Source organism: Spirosoma spitsbergense DSM 19989 (assembly GCF_000374085.1).
In the GTDB taxonomy this organism is placed as follows: domain Bacteria; phylum Bacteroidota; class Bacteroidia; order Cytophagales; family Spirosomataceae; genus Spirosoma; species Spirosoma spitsbergense.
On sequence record NZ_KB893407.1, the window covers coordinates 1 to 16,523 of the forward strand.

Genomic DNA, 16,523 nt, shown 5'->3' on the forward strand with positions numbered 1-16,523 from the left:
GTGGTTTGGTTGATAGCCAGACTCCATTGAGCCAATGAGGAGTCAGCCAGTTTCAAGAGGGCAATGATCAGCAGGGCCATAAAGCGGATACGCCGTTTATCACATTGAAAATGATCTTTGATGGCATCGTAGACAGCATCTTCGTTACTTTGCATAGGGAGTAGTTGGAGGGGTTTACGTTTAGCGACACAAAACTACCTCAACATCAGCTACTCCCTACTTTTGTCCTGTACTTAGGTAACGAACTTTATACCCATTCACGAACGACGTTAATTCCCTATTTCCCTTAAGTTTGTAATCCCAGAAGGAATGGGATTAGCGATTACCCTCTACTATGCAAACTGACACGTTATCCCCCGAAGCGGCTTTTGCCAAATTGGGCCTTACCCTGCCACCCGCGCCCCTGCCACTGGGCGTTTACAAACCGTATCTTATCGACGGGAAATACCTCTATTTATCGGGCCATGGCCCCGTTCAGACCGATAAAAGTCTGATTACTGGTCGTGTTGGCGACGATATGGATATGGAGCAGGGGAAACTAGCCGCCCGACAGGTCGGGCTAACCATGCTGGCTACCATTAAAACCCATCTGGGTAGCCTCGACCGGGTGAAGCGCGTCATTAAAGTACTGGGTATGGTGAATTGCACGGCCGATTTTGGTCGGCACCCGTATGTCATTAACGGATGCAGCGAACTCTTTGCCGCCGTTTGGGGAACGGAAAACGGTATCGGTGTGCGGTCGGCAGTGGGAATGGGGTCATTGCCCGACAATATTCCCGTGGAAGTAGAAGCGTTATTTGAACTGGTCTGAACCATGGAGCAAAGACCCTGGTACTGGATCGACGATGTCGCCCGGCTCGATACGCCCGCCCTGGTCGTTTACCCCAATCGGGTAAAGGAGAACATTACCCGGCTGGTGAACACCATCGGCGATGTGAACCGCCTGCGACCCCATGTAAAGACGAATAAGTCGCGGGAGGCCAGCCAACTGCTGCTGGATGCAGGTATCCGAAAATTCAAATGCGCTACCATTGCCGAAGCCGAAATGCTGGCGATGATTGATGCGCCCGATGTGCTGCTGGCCTATCAGCCCAATGGCACCAAAATTCACCGGTTACTATCATTGATGGTAAAGTACCCGAAAACGCAGTTTTCGTGTCTGGTGGATAACAGCATCACGGCTCGTGAACTGTCGGATCAGGCCGTCAGCGATAATCTGATCGTGCCGGTTTATATCGATCTAAACGTAGGCATGAACCGTACCGGCACTACCCCCGATACGGCGGTGCTAACGCTCTACCACGAACTGAGTCTGTTAGCAGGGGTAAAGCCGGTTGGCCTTCATGCCTACGATGGGCACCTGCGCAACCCCGATATGGCCGTTCGAACCGTCGAGTGCGATGCGGCTTTCCAGCCCGTGCAACAACTAAGCGAAGCCCTGCTGGCGCAGGGCTTTGCCCAACCGGTTCTGGTAATGGGCGGTAGCCCTACGTTCCCGATTCACGCCCACCGGCCCGGTGTGGAATGTAGCCCCGGCACGTTTATTTACTGGGACAGGGGCTATCAGGATGGATTGCCAGAGCAACCTTTTCTACCAGCGGCCCTGGTGGTGGCACGGGTCATTTCGTTGCCCAGTTCCTCAACACTCTGTATTGATGTTGGCCATAAATCGGTGGCTGCCGAAGGGGTGCTACCCCAGCGTATAACCTTCCTGAACGCGCCTGAACTCGTTGCTGTCGGCCAAAGTGAAGAACATCTGGTGGTAGAAGCGGGAGAGGGACATCCCTACCAGATAGACGATGTACTTTACGGCCTTCCCAACCATATCTGCCCCACCGTGGCGTTATACGAACGGGCCTACACCATTGAAAACAAAAACATCGCGGGCGAGTGGTTAACCATCGCCCGCGACCGGAAAATTTCAGTATAAACAGGTAAGTTTTGCGGGAAGGAACTCCTAACGGGCTACGCCAGCTTCGGCCAGGAGTAAAAGCAGAATCCGTTCCATGCCCAGAACTCCCCTGTCGTTTAGCCACCATTCGTTCAGCGAATGGGCACCCCCACCCGTACCCCCGCTCCCAATGGTGATGGCTGGAACACCGTTGGCAATCGGGGTGTTGGCATCCGTTGAGTTGGCACTTAGTTTCGGTTCGGCCTGTAGGTATTTTGTCACGGCCATTGCCCGCTGAACCAACGGCGTGGTTGCTTCAGTTCGGCCCGATGGCCGGTCGCCAACCAGTTTCACGTCCACCGTCAGGTCAGGGCCCCGGCGTTTCATGGCGTTCTCTTCTTTGAGTGCCCGCTGAACAGCAGCCTGTAACATAGCGTCGATAGCTTTCAGTCGCTCAGGACTTTCGGAGCGCATGTCTACCTCCATCCTCGATTCAAACGGAATGGCGTTGACCGACGTACCGCCCCCAATAACACCAACATTATAGGTCGTTTTGATTCCCTGCCGGGTAAACTTATCCGCATCTACGGTGAAGTAATAAATGGCCTTGCCCAGCGCTCCGTGCGGATTCGCAATCCCGAAAGCCCCATAGGAGTGCCCACCGGGGCCTTTGAACGTAATCCGGTAGCGGTGTGAACCCAGGCTGCGATGGGTAATATTGCTCATACCCAGACCGTCAATGGCAATGTAGGAATCAATTTTAGGGCCACCCGGCCGGAACAGATGCTTCACCCCCCGCAAATCGCCCAGGCCCTCCTCACCTACGGCACCAACGAACAGCACATCCGCATCGGTCTGGATGTTGGCCTGATTCATGGCGGTCAAAACAGTCATGACGGCGGTAAGTCCGCGGGTGTTGTCGCCTACGCCGGGGGCATAGAGCGTATCACCTTTCTCTTTCACGGTCACATCGGTTCCGGCAGGGAAAACAGTATCCAGGTGCGCTTCAACGACAACCGTTTTCTTGCCGGACTGGATGGTCCCCGACTTACCTTTCCGTTTGGCAATTACGTTGTTGACCTCATCGATCCATACCGAATCCGCGCCAGCCTCTTTCAGCATGGCCGCGTAGGCTTTGGCACGGGCCTCTTCTTTGAAAGGAGGAGCCGGAATTTCGGTCAGCGTAATTAGCGTTTTCTTCGTTTGCGGCTCCAGTTCGGAAAAGCGTTTGAAGGCCGCCTGTACGGCTGGCAGTTTAGCCAATGCGTTAACCTGGGTTTCGTAGCGCTTATCGACGGGCACTACTTTCTTCGATTCTTCATCATCAAACTCTTCCTGAGCGAGGAGCATGTGACTGGTACTACTTACGAAAACGACCGCAAGAAAAGCTATTTTAAGGAGTTGATTCATTATTTTACGTCTGTTCTGAACGCAGGAGTTTAAAAAATCAGGTAAACGGATAGTCGACAGAGCAATTATCCGTTTACCTGATTTTATTCGTGAAACATATTTATCTGTTTATTCTTCGGTGGTCAGGTCGCTGCTTTGCGAACCAGTTCTACCCGTATTGTAGAGTTGATTGAACAGGAGTTTGAACGTGCCATGCGCCTGCGCCCGGAAGGTAATTTCCGGCCCGAAGGCGTAGAACTTACCGGCTCCGATTGGTGCCGAGAACGCGGCAACGCCATCCTGCAAATACGATTGTCCCCAGGCCCAGCCGCTCCGCAGAGGCTTGCTGGTGTCAAACCACGCGAGTGGAGTTATAAGCCCTTTGGCAATAGCATCGGGTGCCACGTTGAATACCGGACTGGCATCGAAGTACACATCCGTCAGGCTGGGCATACCCCAGGTGGCATGTTGCGTAGAGTCAAGCCCCACCTGTAGCACGCTGCCCGGAATGTAATATTTTTCGTTTGGCAGCGGTTTTTCCTGCCCACTGCTGGTCATTTCGGTCAGGGCATTTTTGACAGGTAGCTTGAGGTGATACGCCAGATTAGTACTGCTGCCGATGGTAACCACTGTGCCACCCGCTTCCAGGAATGATTTGATCTGCGGAATTGACTTGCTAGCCGTTATTTTGCCTAACGTGGACCGGTATTCGGCAGGAGTTTCTTCTTCTTTAGGTTCCCGCGACATCCCCCGGAATTCATTCTCATCTTCGCCATGAACGGGCGGAATGGCGCGGGTAACGAACACGATAACATCGAACTTCTTCCGTAAATCACCCGCATCGATGTCGGCCGGGTAAACGAGTTTCATCGGGAAATGGTATTGTTCCATTAGCCAGCGTACCCATCCCGATGGCATCGACCCGCCGTAGGTATCCCATAGGGCAATCCGCATGGGCGATACTTTCGTCATGGCCGTCGTTGGCTTTTTAGCCAGACCAGTTATTTCCAGACTCAACTCTTTGGCCGATTTCTCGAGCAATGATTTAGCTTTGGCCGATGCCGGAACGAAAAACGCCCCGGCGTGGATTCGCCCCACTTCAACGGTTGATTTTCCACCAGCCCCGTTTGGCAGCCGGTACACGTCGATACCCGAAGCCAGCAGATCATTGACCGCGATAAATGAGTTGTTTGCTTTGGCACTGAGCAGATACCCCGCGCCGGCAGCACCCGCTACATGTCCGTCCGGCGATTGAAGTTCACCATAGGGTAATTTCTTAAAAGGACCATCGAACCCATCCAGAATCCGGTCGAACTGAACGTTCATCAAATAGGCCAGTGTCCAGCCAGCCGCGTCGTACGGGCGAACCGGTGGGCCACCGGGATACTGAAAATCGTTGGGGTGATCCTGTGGCTCGAACATATCCAGCAAGTGCGGACGGAATGCTTGATCCGCTTTAACCACGTACGAGCCAGCGGGATATTTTTTACCGGCTACGTTGAAGTCAGCGGTGGCCTGCTGAATCTGAATACCCGTTTTAATGAGGGCATTAACAAACTTTACTGCCGTGGCAAAATCGGGTTGATCGGCCGTGATGATGAACCCACGCGGATCGAGCAGGGCGGGGTTGGTCATCACCGTGTCATAATATTTGACGGGCATCCCCCCACCCCGTGGCATCAGGCCATAGGCATTTACGGACATCGACGCTGGTTTTTTCGGCGCGGCCTGGTAAGCCTGCGTAATAGCATCTATCTTTTTGGGCGACAGGCCCCAGGTGTCTTTACTGCCGTTCTCGATGGAGTTTTTCCCCATGCGGTAAATGTTAAACAACAGCTCGTCCCGGTAGCGGGATGCGTAACCCAATACGGCGTAGTTCAGCGATATGGAGTAATCAATCGACTGCCGGAAATGCCATTTTTGCGGCCTCACGGGGTAAGGCGTGTTTCCATTGGGAATCAACCGGGCGGGTATCAGCGGCACATCCTCGGGGTTCGGTCCACCGATAATTTCGGTCAATAGCCCGATCATGTTGTGAAAGTGAGTGGTGGTGCGCAGGCCGCCGTTGTACCAGGTCGAGAAAACAGAACCGCCCAGGCGGGTGTATCCCGGCTTTTTTTCGGCATTCATCCGGTTGATCATCGCAGCACCGAGTGCGTCGATACCCGTTATCATCAGCGGATCGAACACATAATTGAACGGGTCACGATATGGGGGGCCAGCCAGCACCGACCCGGCCGGACCGCGCTGGTGGTGGTTATACATGATCTGCGGAAACCAGTCGACAAACAATTGATGACCAATGTTCTGGGTTTCTTTCAGGTTCATGATAAAGAAATCGCGGTTGTTATCGTGCCCGGCGTACTTTTCGTATAGCCGGGGTAAATTATCCAGCGACCGTTTTTCGGGTTTGGATTCGCGCATGTACCAGTTAGACACCAGTTCCTGCCCGTCGGGGTTGGCGTGCGTCAGCAGAATGATATCGTCATTCAACAGGCGCATCGTTTCAGGATCTTTGCGGCTCACCAGTTGCCAGATTGTTTCGATGAGCTGGTGCGCACCGACCACCTCCGTAGCGTGCAAACCACCGTCGATCCAGACAATGGATTTGCCTTCACTGGCCAGCGTACGGGCCTGATCGTCGGTCAGGTTTTCGGCGCGGGCCAGTTTCTGGGAAATTTCCTGGTAGCGCGCCAGGTTTTTGTGGTTTTCCGGCGAGGTAACGATCAGCATGTACTGATGCCGCCCTTCTTCCGTCAGGCCAATGTCTACCAGTTTCACGCGGTCGGAAGCGGCCGCTAGTTTTTTAAAATACGCTTCGGTCTGCGTATAGGTGGCGAGTTGATAATCATCGCCAATAGAAAAGCCGAAGTGTTCCTTCGGCGAGGGTAACGTTTGTGCTGATACTGCATGCAAACAAAGGAGCAGCAGGGCAACGAGCGAATAAGTAAAATGTCGCATTACTAATGAATTGATGAATTGATTTGGGTTTGATATACCTTCACTCAATGGGCATTCGATTACTGATTTGACAGCGTTAGTGTCTTTAACCATCAGATGAGCAGACAAGATAATTTATATAATTTTATGAAAGGCAACGCAGGAAGAATAAAATTTTTACTAACTCCCTATTTTACCTATAATCTTTGTTTATTTCTACTTTTTGCTACTATAATTTCCGTTTACAATTGACCCAAAAACAAAAAACAGTTCCTGTACTCTAAGGTAACAGAAACTGTTTGACTGGTACACGAATAAGAAACAGGCTGCGCCTATCCAAGCACTTTTTCGACGGTTTTCTCCACGCCCAGGGTCAGCATGGAGTTCAGGTTATCGGCAACGGCATCCACGAAGCCGGGCAGAACGGCCAGGTCGGTTTGCCAGAGTTTTTTATCCGACAAAACACTTTTTACAAAATGATGCACTGATGACGGAACGTTCTTCTTAACCGTTTTCCAGTCGCCGTAAAAATACCCGGCCTTATCGTCCCGGATGGGGTACGTTATTGTGCCCCCCTTAGGTATGTTGATTTCACCAAAAAACTGCCCATTCTCTTCCCGAACGGCTTTCATGAACAGGAGGTAAGCCGAAAAGCCCAAAGTAATCAGTTTGGGTACGGCATTGAACTGCTCGTAGTGCCGCTCAATGGTCGCCCCGTTACGAGCCTGCATCTTGGCCGTTTCCTGAAGCGAAATATTCAGCAGCAGGTGGTCGAGATTAGGGTTGCGGAACCGGTCGAGTACATCGTGGGCAAACTGCTCAACGGCGGCTTTATCCATGCCGGGAATACCATAATGGGGTACCGTTGGAACAATCTCACCCAGCATCAGCGACTCGATAAATTTGCTCATGAGGGGGTGTTTCATTTCATCGGCTACCGTTTCCAGGCCCAGCAGGTAACCCAGTGGCATGGTTAGGGTGTGTGCCCCGTTCAGCACGCGGAGTTTGCGCTCCCGATAAAAATTAATGTCTTCATCGATGATGACCTGCGGGGTACTCGTGTCGGCAAAACTCAGCATCTGCTTCACCCGGTCATCGCCTTCAATGGCCCAAAGATGGTAGGGCTCTGTAAAGGTCAGCAGGTTATCTTCATAGCCAACTTCCTGCTGCAATGCCTGCTTCGCTTCATCGGTGGGGCGTGTTACAATCCTGTCGACGAGGGAGTTGCAAAACCGAACGTGAAACTTGAGCCATTTGGTGAACAGTTTACCCAGTTCATTGTGCTGAGCCAGTTTCTCCACGGCATCGCGGAGGATCAGGCCATTATCCGTAACGAGTTCCGTTGGAACGACCACCATGCCTTTGGCCCGGGAGCCACCAACACTGCGGAATCGCTCGTATAGGAACGCGGTCAGTTTAGCGGGAAAGGATTGGGGAGGGCTTTGGAAAATACTCTCCTCCACGTAGTTTAATCCCACTTCGGTGGTATTGGAAATAATGATTTGCAATTTGGGATTCCGGGCCAGCATCAGTATCTCTTTCCACTGCGTTTTTGCCGCCATGACGCGGCTGATGGCCGAGATAACGGTCGTTTCAGACACTTCCTTACCCTGCTGGATACCCCGAACGGCCACGGTATACAGATTATCCTGATCCGAAAACTCATCGGTTTGGCTATCCGTTGATTTAACCACAACGATTGACCCGTTGAAACGGCCTTCTGAATTGGCCTTTTGCACTAAATAATCGGGGAGCCCGCGCAGCAGAACGCCCGTGCCAAATTGCAGGATTTTTTCGGGAAGAACAGGGTCGGGATGGGTCGAACGGTTCAGTTTGGCCATAGTTGGAGTGGAGGGGTCTTGTGGAATACTCATTGGTTAATGGTCATTACTAGTATTGAAAAAATTAAATTCAGAGCCGGACCGCCTATACTTCAGCAATATTACGAACTACTTGGCTAATCAGCGTCCTGCCTCCATTGAATGTACAATGGCTTGCTAAATGTATATGATAAGGTAGTAGGCGTAAATTGTTGAACAATACCCATTGGTGTAGGTTATTGTTCAAAACAAACTCGTTTTATCGCCGTAGTTTGCCCGAGCTATCGCCACTTGCCAGGGTGTCAATTTCGGCTATACTGGCAAGATTCACATCGCCGGGAATGGTATGTTTCAGGACCGACGCAGCTACCCCGAACTCGACGGCCCGTTGCAGATCATTGAACGTCAACAGGCCGTAAATCAAACCCGCCACATAAGCGTCGCCCGTGCCGATCCGGTCGGTAATGGGCTGAATATCGTACAGTGTCGACTTATAGACGGTATTGCCATCGAACAATTTGGCCGATAGCTGATTATGCGATGCGCTGACCGAGTTCCGCTTGGTATCGGTAATATACCGGATAGTCGGAAACCGATTCATCATGGCGCGGCCTGCTTCCTGAAATGTACTGCCCACCACGTCGTAAAGTCCCGAAAAAAGGCTTTTACTGCCCAAAACCAGGGTACAGCCTTCCGTTAGGGCCGGCATGATCTCCTGCGGGGTACGGCCATACTGCCACAGATTGGAGCGGTAAACGATATCGGCCGAAACAGGAATGTTTAGTCGATTGGCTGTTTTGATGGCAACTAGCAAACAGTCGGCGGCACCCTGCGAGAGGGCGGGTGTAATACCCGTCCAGTGAAACCAGTCGGCCCCCTGCAGGATCAATTCCCAGTCGATCTCATCCGCCTGAATGCGTGAAAAGGCAGAATCGACCCGGTCATAAATAATCTGACTGGCCCGGCCCCCGACCCCTGTTTCCAGAAAATACAGCCCCAACCGGCCATCGCCATAGCGAATATGCTGCGTATCGACACTGTACTTGCGGAGGTACCCCGCAGCCGCCCGGCCCAGCGCGTGGTCGGGAAATCGGGTAATGTGAACAGCGTGGACACCTAACTGGGCCAGTGAGGCAGCTACGTTCGCTTCCGTACCGCCGAAGTGCATGGTTAGGGAGTCGGTCTGAATAAACCGCTCGAAACCCGGTGTACTGAGCCGGAGCATGACTTCACCAAACGTGACAATTTTCATCTGTTTTCAGGATTTGACGGCTATAAACCAACAACCAACCGGTTTGAAGCAGTCAATGTACGTTATTAACATTACGGTCGGCCTACGACAGACCAATAATCGCTTTCTTCTAACTCTTCGGCCTTTACCGGGTTCAGCGTTGGCAATACCAGATGAATAAGAATCAGGGCAATCAGGTACGAGCAACTGGCAATGACAAACATGGGTACATACCCGAAAGCAGTGATGATACGCCCGGATAACAGAGCCAGTAAAATGCCGCCCACCGCCCCGAACATACCCCCGATACCGGTTACCGATGCAACTACATTTTTGGGGAAGAGGTCCGACGCAAATGTGTATGTGTTGGCCGCCCAGCCCTGATGCGCGGCTGTAGCCAGTGAAATCAGGGCGATGGCTACAGTCAGGCTACTGGTTTGAGCCGCAAAAAATATCGGAACAACGCACAGCGCACAAATGAGCATCGTTGTTTTGCGTGCCCGGTTTGCCGACCAGCCCCAACTCATGAACTGCGTGGTAAGCCAGCCAAAAAAAACACTGCCCGCGTCCGATACGACGTAGATAATCAGGAAAGGCACGCCAAAACTTTTGAGATCGAGTTTCTGGTCGAGGGCATCGTTCGAGTTGAAAAAATCGGGTAGCCACGACATGTAGAACCACCAGATAGGGTCGGCCATGAACTTCCCGATGGCGAAGGCCCACGTTTGCTTGAACCCCAGCAGGCGGGTCCAGGACACTTTTCGGAAGGGAACCTTATCGCTATCGCTTCGGATATAGGCCAGCTCAGACGCCGATACGTTTGGATTTCGTTCTGGTTTGGTGTAGGTAATCCACCACAAAATAAGGAGGCCAAAGCCCAGCAGCCCAGTAACAAAAAATGAACTGCGCCAGCCAAATCTAAGAATGAGGTACGGCACCGAAACCGCGGTTAGAATGATACCGACATTGGTGCCGGCATTGAATAACCCGTTGGCGAAGGAACGCTCTTTCCGGGGAAACCACTCTGCCACCGTCTTTACAGCTGCTGGAAAGTTAGCTGATTCGCCCAGCCCCAGCAACGTGCGTGCCCAGCGTAAACCCGCCATATTACTCACAAACGAGGTCATCAGCGCCGACACACTCCAGAAAAAGATACCCAGCGAAAAACCCCGCCTGGTTCCAATTCGGTCAATGAGCCAGCCTACCAGCAAAAAACCAATGGCGTAGGCAAACTTAAAGGCCGCATCCACGTCGCCGTATAATATCTTGAACCGGTCAGTTGCTTCCCGGGTCAATACAGTTGGAACGCCATTTTGGTCGGGAGCGATGTCGAGCATTTCCTTCCGGAACAACTCATCGGTCATGGTGAAGGAAAGAACCTGCCGATCAACATAGTTAATAGTAGTTGCCAGGAAAAGCAGCGCGACGATACGCCAGCGAAAGCGACCCGAAGTGGTAGGCGTTTGCAAAACAAATAAATAGGTTTGGGGAGAAAAGCACGAATAAACGCTTTTTTACTAACATTGGGTGGTTACATACCCTTCCGTAAGCGGGCGATTTATTGATTTGACGTAAATAACCGCCGGATTGCGACCACCCCCAACCCCCTCCTAAAACAGGAGGGGACTTGAAAAAGGGGACCCTTCAGCGTAGCCCCCTCCTGTTTTAGGAGGGGGTTGGGGGTGGTCAGCATGGGCGAAAAAGCGATTGTTGGTTCGGCGGTTAATTAATTCAAATCAATAATTCGCCCGCTTACGGAAGGGTAACCATTGGATGCTTTCACTCCTTTGCCCACATCCGGTTAAGGCTTACTTTTATTATTCCATAAGCGCGGGGTCTGACCCGCAAATGCACTATGCTTGAACAAACCTGGCGATGGTTCGGCCCAAACGACCCCGTATCACTCAATGATATCCGGCAGGCAGGAGCCACGGGTATTGTAACGGCCCTGCACCATATTGCAAACGGTGAACCGTGGTCGGCCGACGAAATCACTACCCGGAAGCACTTAATCGAACGGTCGGGCCTTACCTGGTCGGTCGTCGAGAGTATTCCGGTCCATGAGGACATCAAAACGCGCTCCGGCGATTTCCGTCGCTATATCGACAATTACAAAGAGTCCATCGTCAATCTGGCGCAGGCAGGCATCGACACGGTCTGTTACAACTTTATGCCCATCCTGGACTGGACCCGTACAGATCTTGATTTTCCAATGCCGGATGGGTCGACGGGTTTGCGGTTCGATGCGGCTGAGTTTGCCGCGTTTGAACTCTATATTCTGAAGCGGCCCGGTGCGGAATACCTGTACAATGATGACCAGAAACGGCGGGCGCGGACCAAACTCGATGGCATGACAGAAGCCGAAGTAACCCGGTTAACCAGAACCATCATTGCGGGTTTACCCGGCTCCGAAGCCAGCTACACCGTGGACCGATTCCGGGAAGCCCTGGCCATGTATGCTGATGTGAGCGACCGCGAACTCCGGCAAAACCTGTATGCCTTCCTGCGCGAGGTGGTGCCCGTAGCCGAATCGGCGGGGGTTCGATTAGCCATTCACCCGGATGATCCGCCGTATCCCATCCTGGGTCTACCGCGCGTAGTCAGCACCGAAGCCGATGCCCGCGCGTTACTGGCCGCTGTCGATTCCCCCGCCAATGGCCTTTGCTTCTGCACCGGCTCATACGGCGTTCGGGCGGATAATGACCTCGTGGGTATGGCCGAACGACTGGGTCCGCAGATTCATTTTGTGCATTTACGCAGTACCCAGCGGGATGAAGACAATAGCTTTCAGGAAGCAAACCACCTGGAAGGTGACGTGCCGATGCCGGGCGTGATGCGGGCACTGCTGGCCGAACAGAAGCGCCGGATAGCGGAGGGCAGGCAGGATACCCGGCTCCCGTTCCGGCCCGACCATGGCCACCGAATGCTCGACGATCTGACAACGGGCAAGCGTACGAACCCCGGCTACACGGCCATTGGGCGGCTACGCGGATTAGCCGAACTGCGCGGACTCATGCTGGGGCTGAGCAGTTGAGAAAGACACCGTATTAAAAAAGAACCCCCAAGCCGGGAGAAATGCCCCGGCGTTTACTTTTGTGGCTATGATAACACTTGCCCCTGCTCCTACCTTCCTATCCGACGATTTTCTGTTGCAGACAGAAACGGCCCGTCGGCTGTACCATGAGTACGCCCGACCCATGCCGATCATCGATTACCACTGCCATCTACCACCCGACCAGATTGCCGCCGACAGGCATTTCGATACCATTACGCAGCTCTGGCTGTACGGCGATCACTACAAATGGCGGGCCATGCGCACGCACGGTATTCCTGAACGCTATTGTACGGGTGATGCCAGCGACTGGGAGAAATTTGAAAAATGGGCAGAAACGGTGCCCTATACGCTCCGCAACCCCCTGTATCACTGGACGCACCTGGAACTCAAGAATCCATTTGGCATAACCGATGTGCTCAATCCTGGCACTGCCCGGTCTGTATATGATACCTGTAACGAACAATTGCCGAATCTGTCGGCCAGAGCGTTACTCCAGCATTTCGATGTGCGGGTGGTTTGCACAACGGATGATCCACTGGACTCCCTCGAACACCATAAAAAAATAGTCCAGTCCGGTTTCGGCGTTAAAATCCTGCCCGCTTTCCGGCCCGATAAAGCGATGGCTGCGGAGGATGCAACGACCTTTCAGGCGTACGTACAAAAACTGGAAGAACTGACCAACCACGAAATCGAAACCCTGGCCGACTACCTCGACGCGCTAAAATCACGCCATGATTACTTTGGGGAGATGGGATGCCGATTGTCTGACCACGGCCTGGAGCAGATTTATGCCGAATCGTACACGGAGCGGGAAGTAAAGGACATATTCGATCTGCTGTATCGGGGTGTTGATGCGAATCCGGTCGATGTGCTCAAATTCAAATCGTTTATGCTGGTGCAATTTGCCGAGTGGGACCACGAGAAGGGCTGGACACAGCAGTTTCACCTCGGTGCGTTGCGCAACAACAACAGCCGCCGACTGCGGGAGCTTGGCCCCGATACGGGCTGGGATAGTATCGGTGACTTCCCGCAGGCCGCTTCCTTATCCCGTTTTCTGGGTGGCCTGGATGATCGCGACCAGCTGGCGCAAACGATATTGTACAACCTGAACCCCGCCGACAATGAAGTGATGGCCACCATGATTGGCAACTTCAATGATGGCTCCGTTCGGGGGAAAGTGCAGTTTGGCTCAGGCTGGTGGTTTCTGGATCAGAAAGACGGGATGGAAAAGCAAATCAACGCCCTCTCGAATATGGGACTGCTGAGCGCGTTTGTTGGGATGCTGACCGATTCGCGCAGTTTTGTTTCGTTCCCACGGCACGAATATTTCCGCCGGATTCTGTGTAATATCTTCGGCAACGAAATTGAACAGGGCGAATTACCCAACGACGTAAAGTGGGTAGGGCAAATTATCCAGGACATCTGCTACAATAACGCCGAGCGGTATTTTGAATTTTAATCAGTTCATGAGCCGGTTAGCATAAGGGATACTAACCGGCTCATGAACTGATTACCTATTGCTTATACACCTTCCCGTCCTTCATCACGAATTTTACGGATTGCAGCGTTTTGATGTTCTGAATCGGGTTTTCATCCACGGCAATGAGGTCGGCGAACTTACCCGCTTCTATCGAGCCGATTTGCGTATCCATTCCCAGTAGTTTCGCGTTGGTCATCAGGGCGGCCCGAATGGCTTCCACCGGCGGCATACCCGCTTCCACCATGTACTCGAACTCCCGGGCGTTGAAGCCGTGAATGTACACGCCCGCATCCGTACCGAAGGCAATTTTCACCCCGGCTTTGTACGCTTTGGCAAACGTAGCCTGTATTTTAGGACCAATGGCCAGGGCTTTTGGCGTTACCAGCGGAGGGTAGTAGCCAAAATGCCGGGCTGAGTCGGCGGCTGTTTTACCCGCAATAATGGTTGGGACGTAGTACGTACCGTATTTTTTGAAGAGTTCAATGGCTTCATCGTCCATCAGAGTGCCGTGCTCAATGGTTTGAACCCCTGCCCGGATGGCCCGTTTCATCCCTTCGGCCCCGTGCGCGTGGGCGGCAACCGCAAAGCCATAATCTTTGGCCGCATCCACCACCGCCTTCACTTCCTCCTCCGTAAACTGGGCTCCCGACCCATCTTTAGCGTTACTGAGAACGCCCCCGGTAGCCGTAATCTTGATGAGGTCAGCCCCGTCTTTGTACCGTTGCCGGACGGCTTTCCGGGCATCTTCGGGGCCATTGATAACGCCCTCAGCCGGGCCGGGATCGCCCATCAGGTCTTTCCGGTAGCCGTTAGTTGGGTCAGCGTGTCCACCCGTTGTGGCAATGGCTTTGCCCACGGTCAGGATACGGGGGCCATCCACTATCCCGGCATTGACCGCATTCCGCAATGACACGTTAACGCCGGAACCACCCAGGTCACGAACGGTCGTAAAACCGGCCATCAGCGTTGTTTTGGCGTACTGAGCCGCCTGATAGGCAACATCAGCTGGATTTTTGGTAAACCCGTCAATGGCACCACCCCGGCGCGTCTGACTTTCCAGGTGAACGTGCATGTCGATCAGGCCGGGCAGTACAGTTTTCGATTTCATGTCGAGCACCTTATCCTGACCCGATGCCGCCGTGTAGCCTTTCTGAACGGCAGTGATCTTGTTGCCTTCGACCACCACCGTCATTTGTGGCTGGAGACTATTTCCGGTACCGTCGAACAGGTTACCGCAGTGAATAAGGGTACGTTGGGCAAAAAGAGGAGAAACCAGCAGCGACAGGCCAGCCAGCAGGTATACTTTTTTCATCAATAAAAATTGGTTAGGTACAAAAAAGGCCGTAACGGTTCGTTACGGCCCTGAAAATACGAAAAGACAGTGGAACAAACCCTATACTTTTGTCACCTCCACTACCGCCGACTTCGGCAAACTTTGATTTGTCGTAGTTGGATACGGATTGACATCCTTTAGAATCACCTTGTACGTTTCGCTGGATAGGGACACGTTTGTGGAATCCAGCCGCTTTGGCGAACCTGCCATCACGCCAGGCTCCAGTATTAAGCTTACCATAGTTGAATCGCTGTCTTTTGACAGCAGCATTTTAACTTTTGCCTGACCTGCCCATACGCAGGTGACCCCCACGGGGCAGCGGCTATCCTGAATGGAATCGACCCGAACGGCAACGCCCGAACTGAGTCGGGCTGATTGGTTCATACCCAGTGATACCGAGTTTGTCGGCACTGTTTCAGATGACTTACAGGCGGCAAAGCAGAGTGTTCCAACGATGAGTAAACCAGAAAGCTGTTTTGTTAACTGTACCATATTCTTTATTTCTTGTTTCTAGTAAGGATACCTGAAGCAGGAAAAGGGTTGGAAACAGTCGCTTATTTTTTTACAATTACGCCATCGGCCACGAACGAAAGGGCTTTTTCGGGTTCGGTAATCTTCTCGATTTCGGCTTTCGATTTTCCGGCATCCTGCGCGTAGTGGCGTAACTCATCTACGGGCGTGGTGGTGGTTTCGGCAGTACCTTCCATCACGACCGTTTTGCCCACAATATCTTTTGGAACGAAGAAGCCATAATCCCGAAATGAAACGCGCATCACCTGATTATCAGCCGTTTTTACGTTCATCCAGCAGCCTTTCACCTTGCAAACTGACTCCACCGTACCTTCTACTTTGGCGGGCATCTGCGTTTTGTTTGCCATTTTGGCGGGTAGTTGCACGGCCGGAATAGCGCCCTTTTCGGTGATTTTCTTCCCGTGATAACTAACCTCGCTCTGGGCAAAAGCACCCAGTGAAGCGACTACGAGCAGGGATGATAACAGAAATTTTTTCATTGGTTTATAAGCTGATTGTTAAAGTAAGCAGGACAATTGGTTCGGTACCATTACAGAAATCAGTCGGACGCAACAGTAGCCAAAAATACTAAATTTTCACCTGACTAAACCATTCCTGTCGCGAATAGAGGTAGCTATCAGTGAAATAGGTTTACTACTTTGCAGATTACCTCCTGTCTCAAACCTGCTAAGATCAAACTAACTCAGCCGACCGCTGATAATTATCAGCGGTTGTTTCGTGGGCGAAAACAATTGTGTAGAATCGCTAAGTACAGGACAAAAGTGGTACAAGGTGGCCAACAGGTTGGCCTTTAAGGATTCTATCGCGCAGTTCATCTAAACCGTGACGGAATAAACTAAACAACGCTTGGCAT

At 52.4% G+C, this 16,523-nt stretch carries 12 protein-coding genes; 4 read left to right on the top strand and 8 right to left on the bottom strand.

All coding sequences use genetic code 11. From position 1 onward, the window contains the following. Positions 1 to 334: 334 nt before the first annotated feature. The gene (locus B157_RS0104180; RefSeq protein ID WP_020602123.1) at positions 335 to 811 is read left to right on the top strand and encodes a RidA family protein; all 477 of its coding nucleotides are present in this window, start codon (positions 335 to 337) and stop codon (positions 809 to 811) included. A 3-nt stretch (positions 812 to 814) separates the two neighbouring features. After that, positions 815 to 1,930 (top strand): D-TA family PLP-dependent enzyme, encoded by a 1,116-nt coding sequence (locus B157_RS0104185; RefSeq protein WP_020602124.1) that lies wholly within the window; start codon positions 815 to 817, stop codon positions 1,928 to 1,930. Between the two features lie 27 nt (positions 1,931 to 1,957). On the opposite strand, the gene B157_RS0104190 is transcribed toward B157_RS0104185, so the two are convergent. The 5 genes from B157_RS0104190 to B157_RS0104210 form a co-directional block, all read right to left on the bottom strand. Beyond that, positions 1,958 to 3,301 carry a M20/M25/M40 family metallo-hydrolase gene (locus B157_RS0104190; protein ID WP_020602125.1) on the bottom strand — a complete coding sequence of 448 codons (1,344 nt, stop codon included), beginning with the start codon at positions 3,299 to 3,301 and terminating at the stop codon, positions 1,958 to 1,960. A gap of 108 nt (positions 3,302 to 3,409) precedes the next feature. Continuing rightward, positions 3,410 to 6,241: a M14 family metallopeptidase gene (locus B157_RS0104195; RefSeq protein ID WP_020602126.1), complete on the bottom strand. Its 2,832-nt coding sequence runs from the start codon at positions 6,239 to 6,241 to the stop codon at positions 3,410 to 3,412. A gap of 311 nt (positions 6,242 to 6,552) precedes the next feature. Then, a complete protein-coding gene (locus B157_RS0104200; protein ID WP_020602127.1) occupies positions 6,553 to 8,061 on the bottom strand; it encodes a tagaturonate reductase in 1,509 nt (502 codons plus the stop codon). Between the two features lie 238 nt (positions 8,062 to 8,299). Continuing rightward, the gene (locus B157_RS0104205; RefSeq protein ID WP_020602128.1) at positions 8,300 to 9,292 is read right to left on the bottom strand and encodes a sugar kinase; all 993 of its coding nucleotides are present in this window, start codon (positions 9,290 to 9,292) and stop codon (positions 8,300 to 8,302) included. A gap of 71 nt (positions 9,293 to 9,363) precedes the next feature. Continuing rightward, the gene (locus B157_RS0104210) at positions 9,364 to 10,740 is read right to left on the bottom strand and encodes an MFS transporter (RefSeq protein ID WP_020602129.1); all 1,377 of its coding nucleotides are present in this window, start codon (positions 10,738 to 10,740) and stop codon (positions 9,364 to 9,366) included. A 386-nt stretch (positions 10,741 to 11,126) separates the two neighbouring features. On the opposite strand from B157_RS0104210, the gene uxuA reads away from it, so the two are divergent. Next, positions 11,127 to 12,305 (top strand): mannonate dehydratase, encoded by a 1,179-nt coding sequence (gene uxuA, locus B157_RS0104215; protein WP_020602130.1) that lies wholly within the window; start codon positions 11,127 to 11,129, stop codon positions 12,303 to 12,305. 67 nt (positions 12,306 to 12,372) lie between these two features. Continuing rightward, a complete protein-coding gene (gene uxaC, locus B157_RS0104220; RefSeq protein WP_020602131.1) occupies positions 12,373 to 13,785 on the top strand; it encodes a glucuronate isomerase in 1,413 nt (470 codons plus the stop codon). Positions 13,786 to 13,840: 55 nt separating this feature from the next. On the opposite strand, the gene B157_RS0104225 is transcribed toward uxaC, so the two are convergent. From B157_RS0104225 to B157_RS0104235, 3 genes are all read right to left on the bottom strand, one after another. Then, positions 13,841 to 15,118, bottom strand: coding sequence for a metal-dependent hydrolase family protein (locus B157_RS0104225; protein WP_020602132.1), 1,278 nt, complete (start codon positions 15,116 to 15,118; stop codon positions 13,841 to 13,843). Between the two features lie 81 nt (positions 15,119 to 15,199). Further along, complete coding sequence (locus B157_RS0104230) at positions 15,200 to 15,631, bottom strand: hypothetical protein (protein ID WP_020602133.1); 432 nt, start codon at positions 15,629 to 15,631, stop codon at positions 15,200 to 15,202. Between the two features lie 62 nt (positions 15,632 to 15,693). Next, positions 15,694 to 16,149, bottom strand: coding sequence for a DUF4920 domain-containing protein (locus tag B157_RS0104235; RefSeq protein WP_020602134.1), 456 nt, complete (start codon positions 16,147 to 16,149; stop codon positions 15,694 to 15,696). Positions 16,150 to 16,523: the final 374 nt, after the last annotated feature.

Bases quoted from the DNA above. Each gene is read 5' to 3' on its own strand.
- B157_RS0104235 (WP_020602134.1), bottom strand. From the start codon at position 16,149: ATGAAAAAATTTCTGTTATCATCCCTGCTCGTAGTCGCTTCACTGGGT.
- B157_RS0104205 (WP_020602128.1), bottom strand. From the start codon at position 9,292: ATGAAAATTGTCACGTTTGGTGAAGTCATGCTCCGGCTCAGTACACCG.
- B157_RS0104185 (WP_020602124.1), top strand. From the start codon at position 815: ATGGAGCAAAGACCCTGGTACTGGATCGACGATGTCGCCCGGCTCGAT.
- B157_RS0104190 (WP_020602125.1), bottom strand. From the start codon at position 3,301: ATGAATCAACTCCTTAAAATAGCTTTTCTTGCGGTCGTTTTCGTAAGT.
- uxaC (WP_020602131.1), top strand. From the start codon at position 12,373: ATGATAACACTTGCCCCTGCTCCTACCTTCCTATCCGACGATTTTCTG.
- B157_RS0104195 (WP_020602126.1), bottom strand. From the start codon at position 6,241: ATGCGACATTTTACTTATTCGCTCGTTGCCCTGCTGCTCCTTTGTTTG.
- B157_RS0104200 (WP_020602127.1), bottom strand. From the start codon at position 8,061: ATGGCCAAACTGAACCGTTCGACCCATCCCGACCCTGTTCTTCCCGAA.
- B157_RS0104180 (WP_020602123.1), top strand. From the start codon at position 335: ATGCAAACTGACACGTTATCCCCCGAAGCGGCTTTTGCCAAATTGGGC.
- B157_RS0104225 (WP_020602132.1), bottom strand. From the start codon at position 15,118: ATGAAAAAAGTATACCTGCTGGCTGGCCTGTCGCTGCTGGTTTCTCCT.
- uxuA (WP_020602130.1), top strand. From the start codon at position 11,127: ATGCTTGAACAAACCTGGCGATGGTTCGGCCCAAACGACCCCGTATCA.
- B157_RS0104230 (WP_020602133.1), bottom strand. From the start codon at position 15,631: ATGGTACAGTTAACAAAACAGCTTTCTGGTTTACTCATCGTTGGAACA.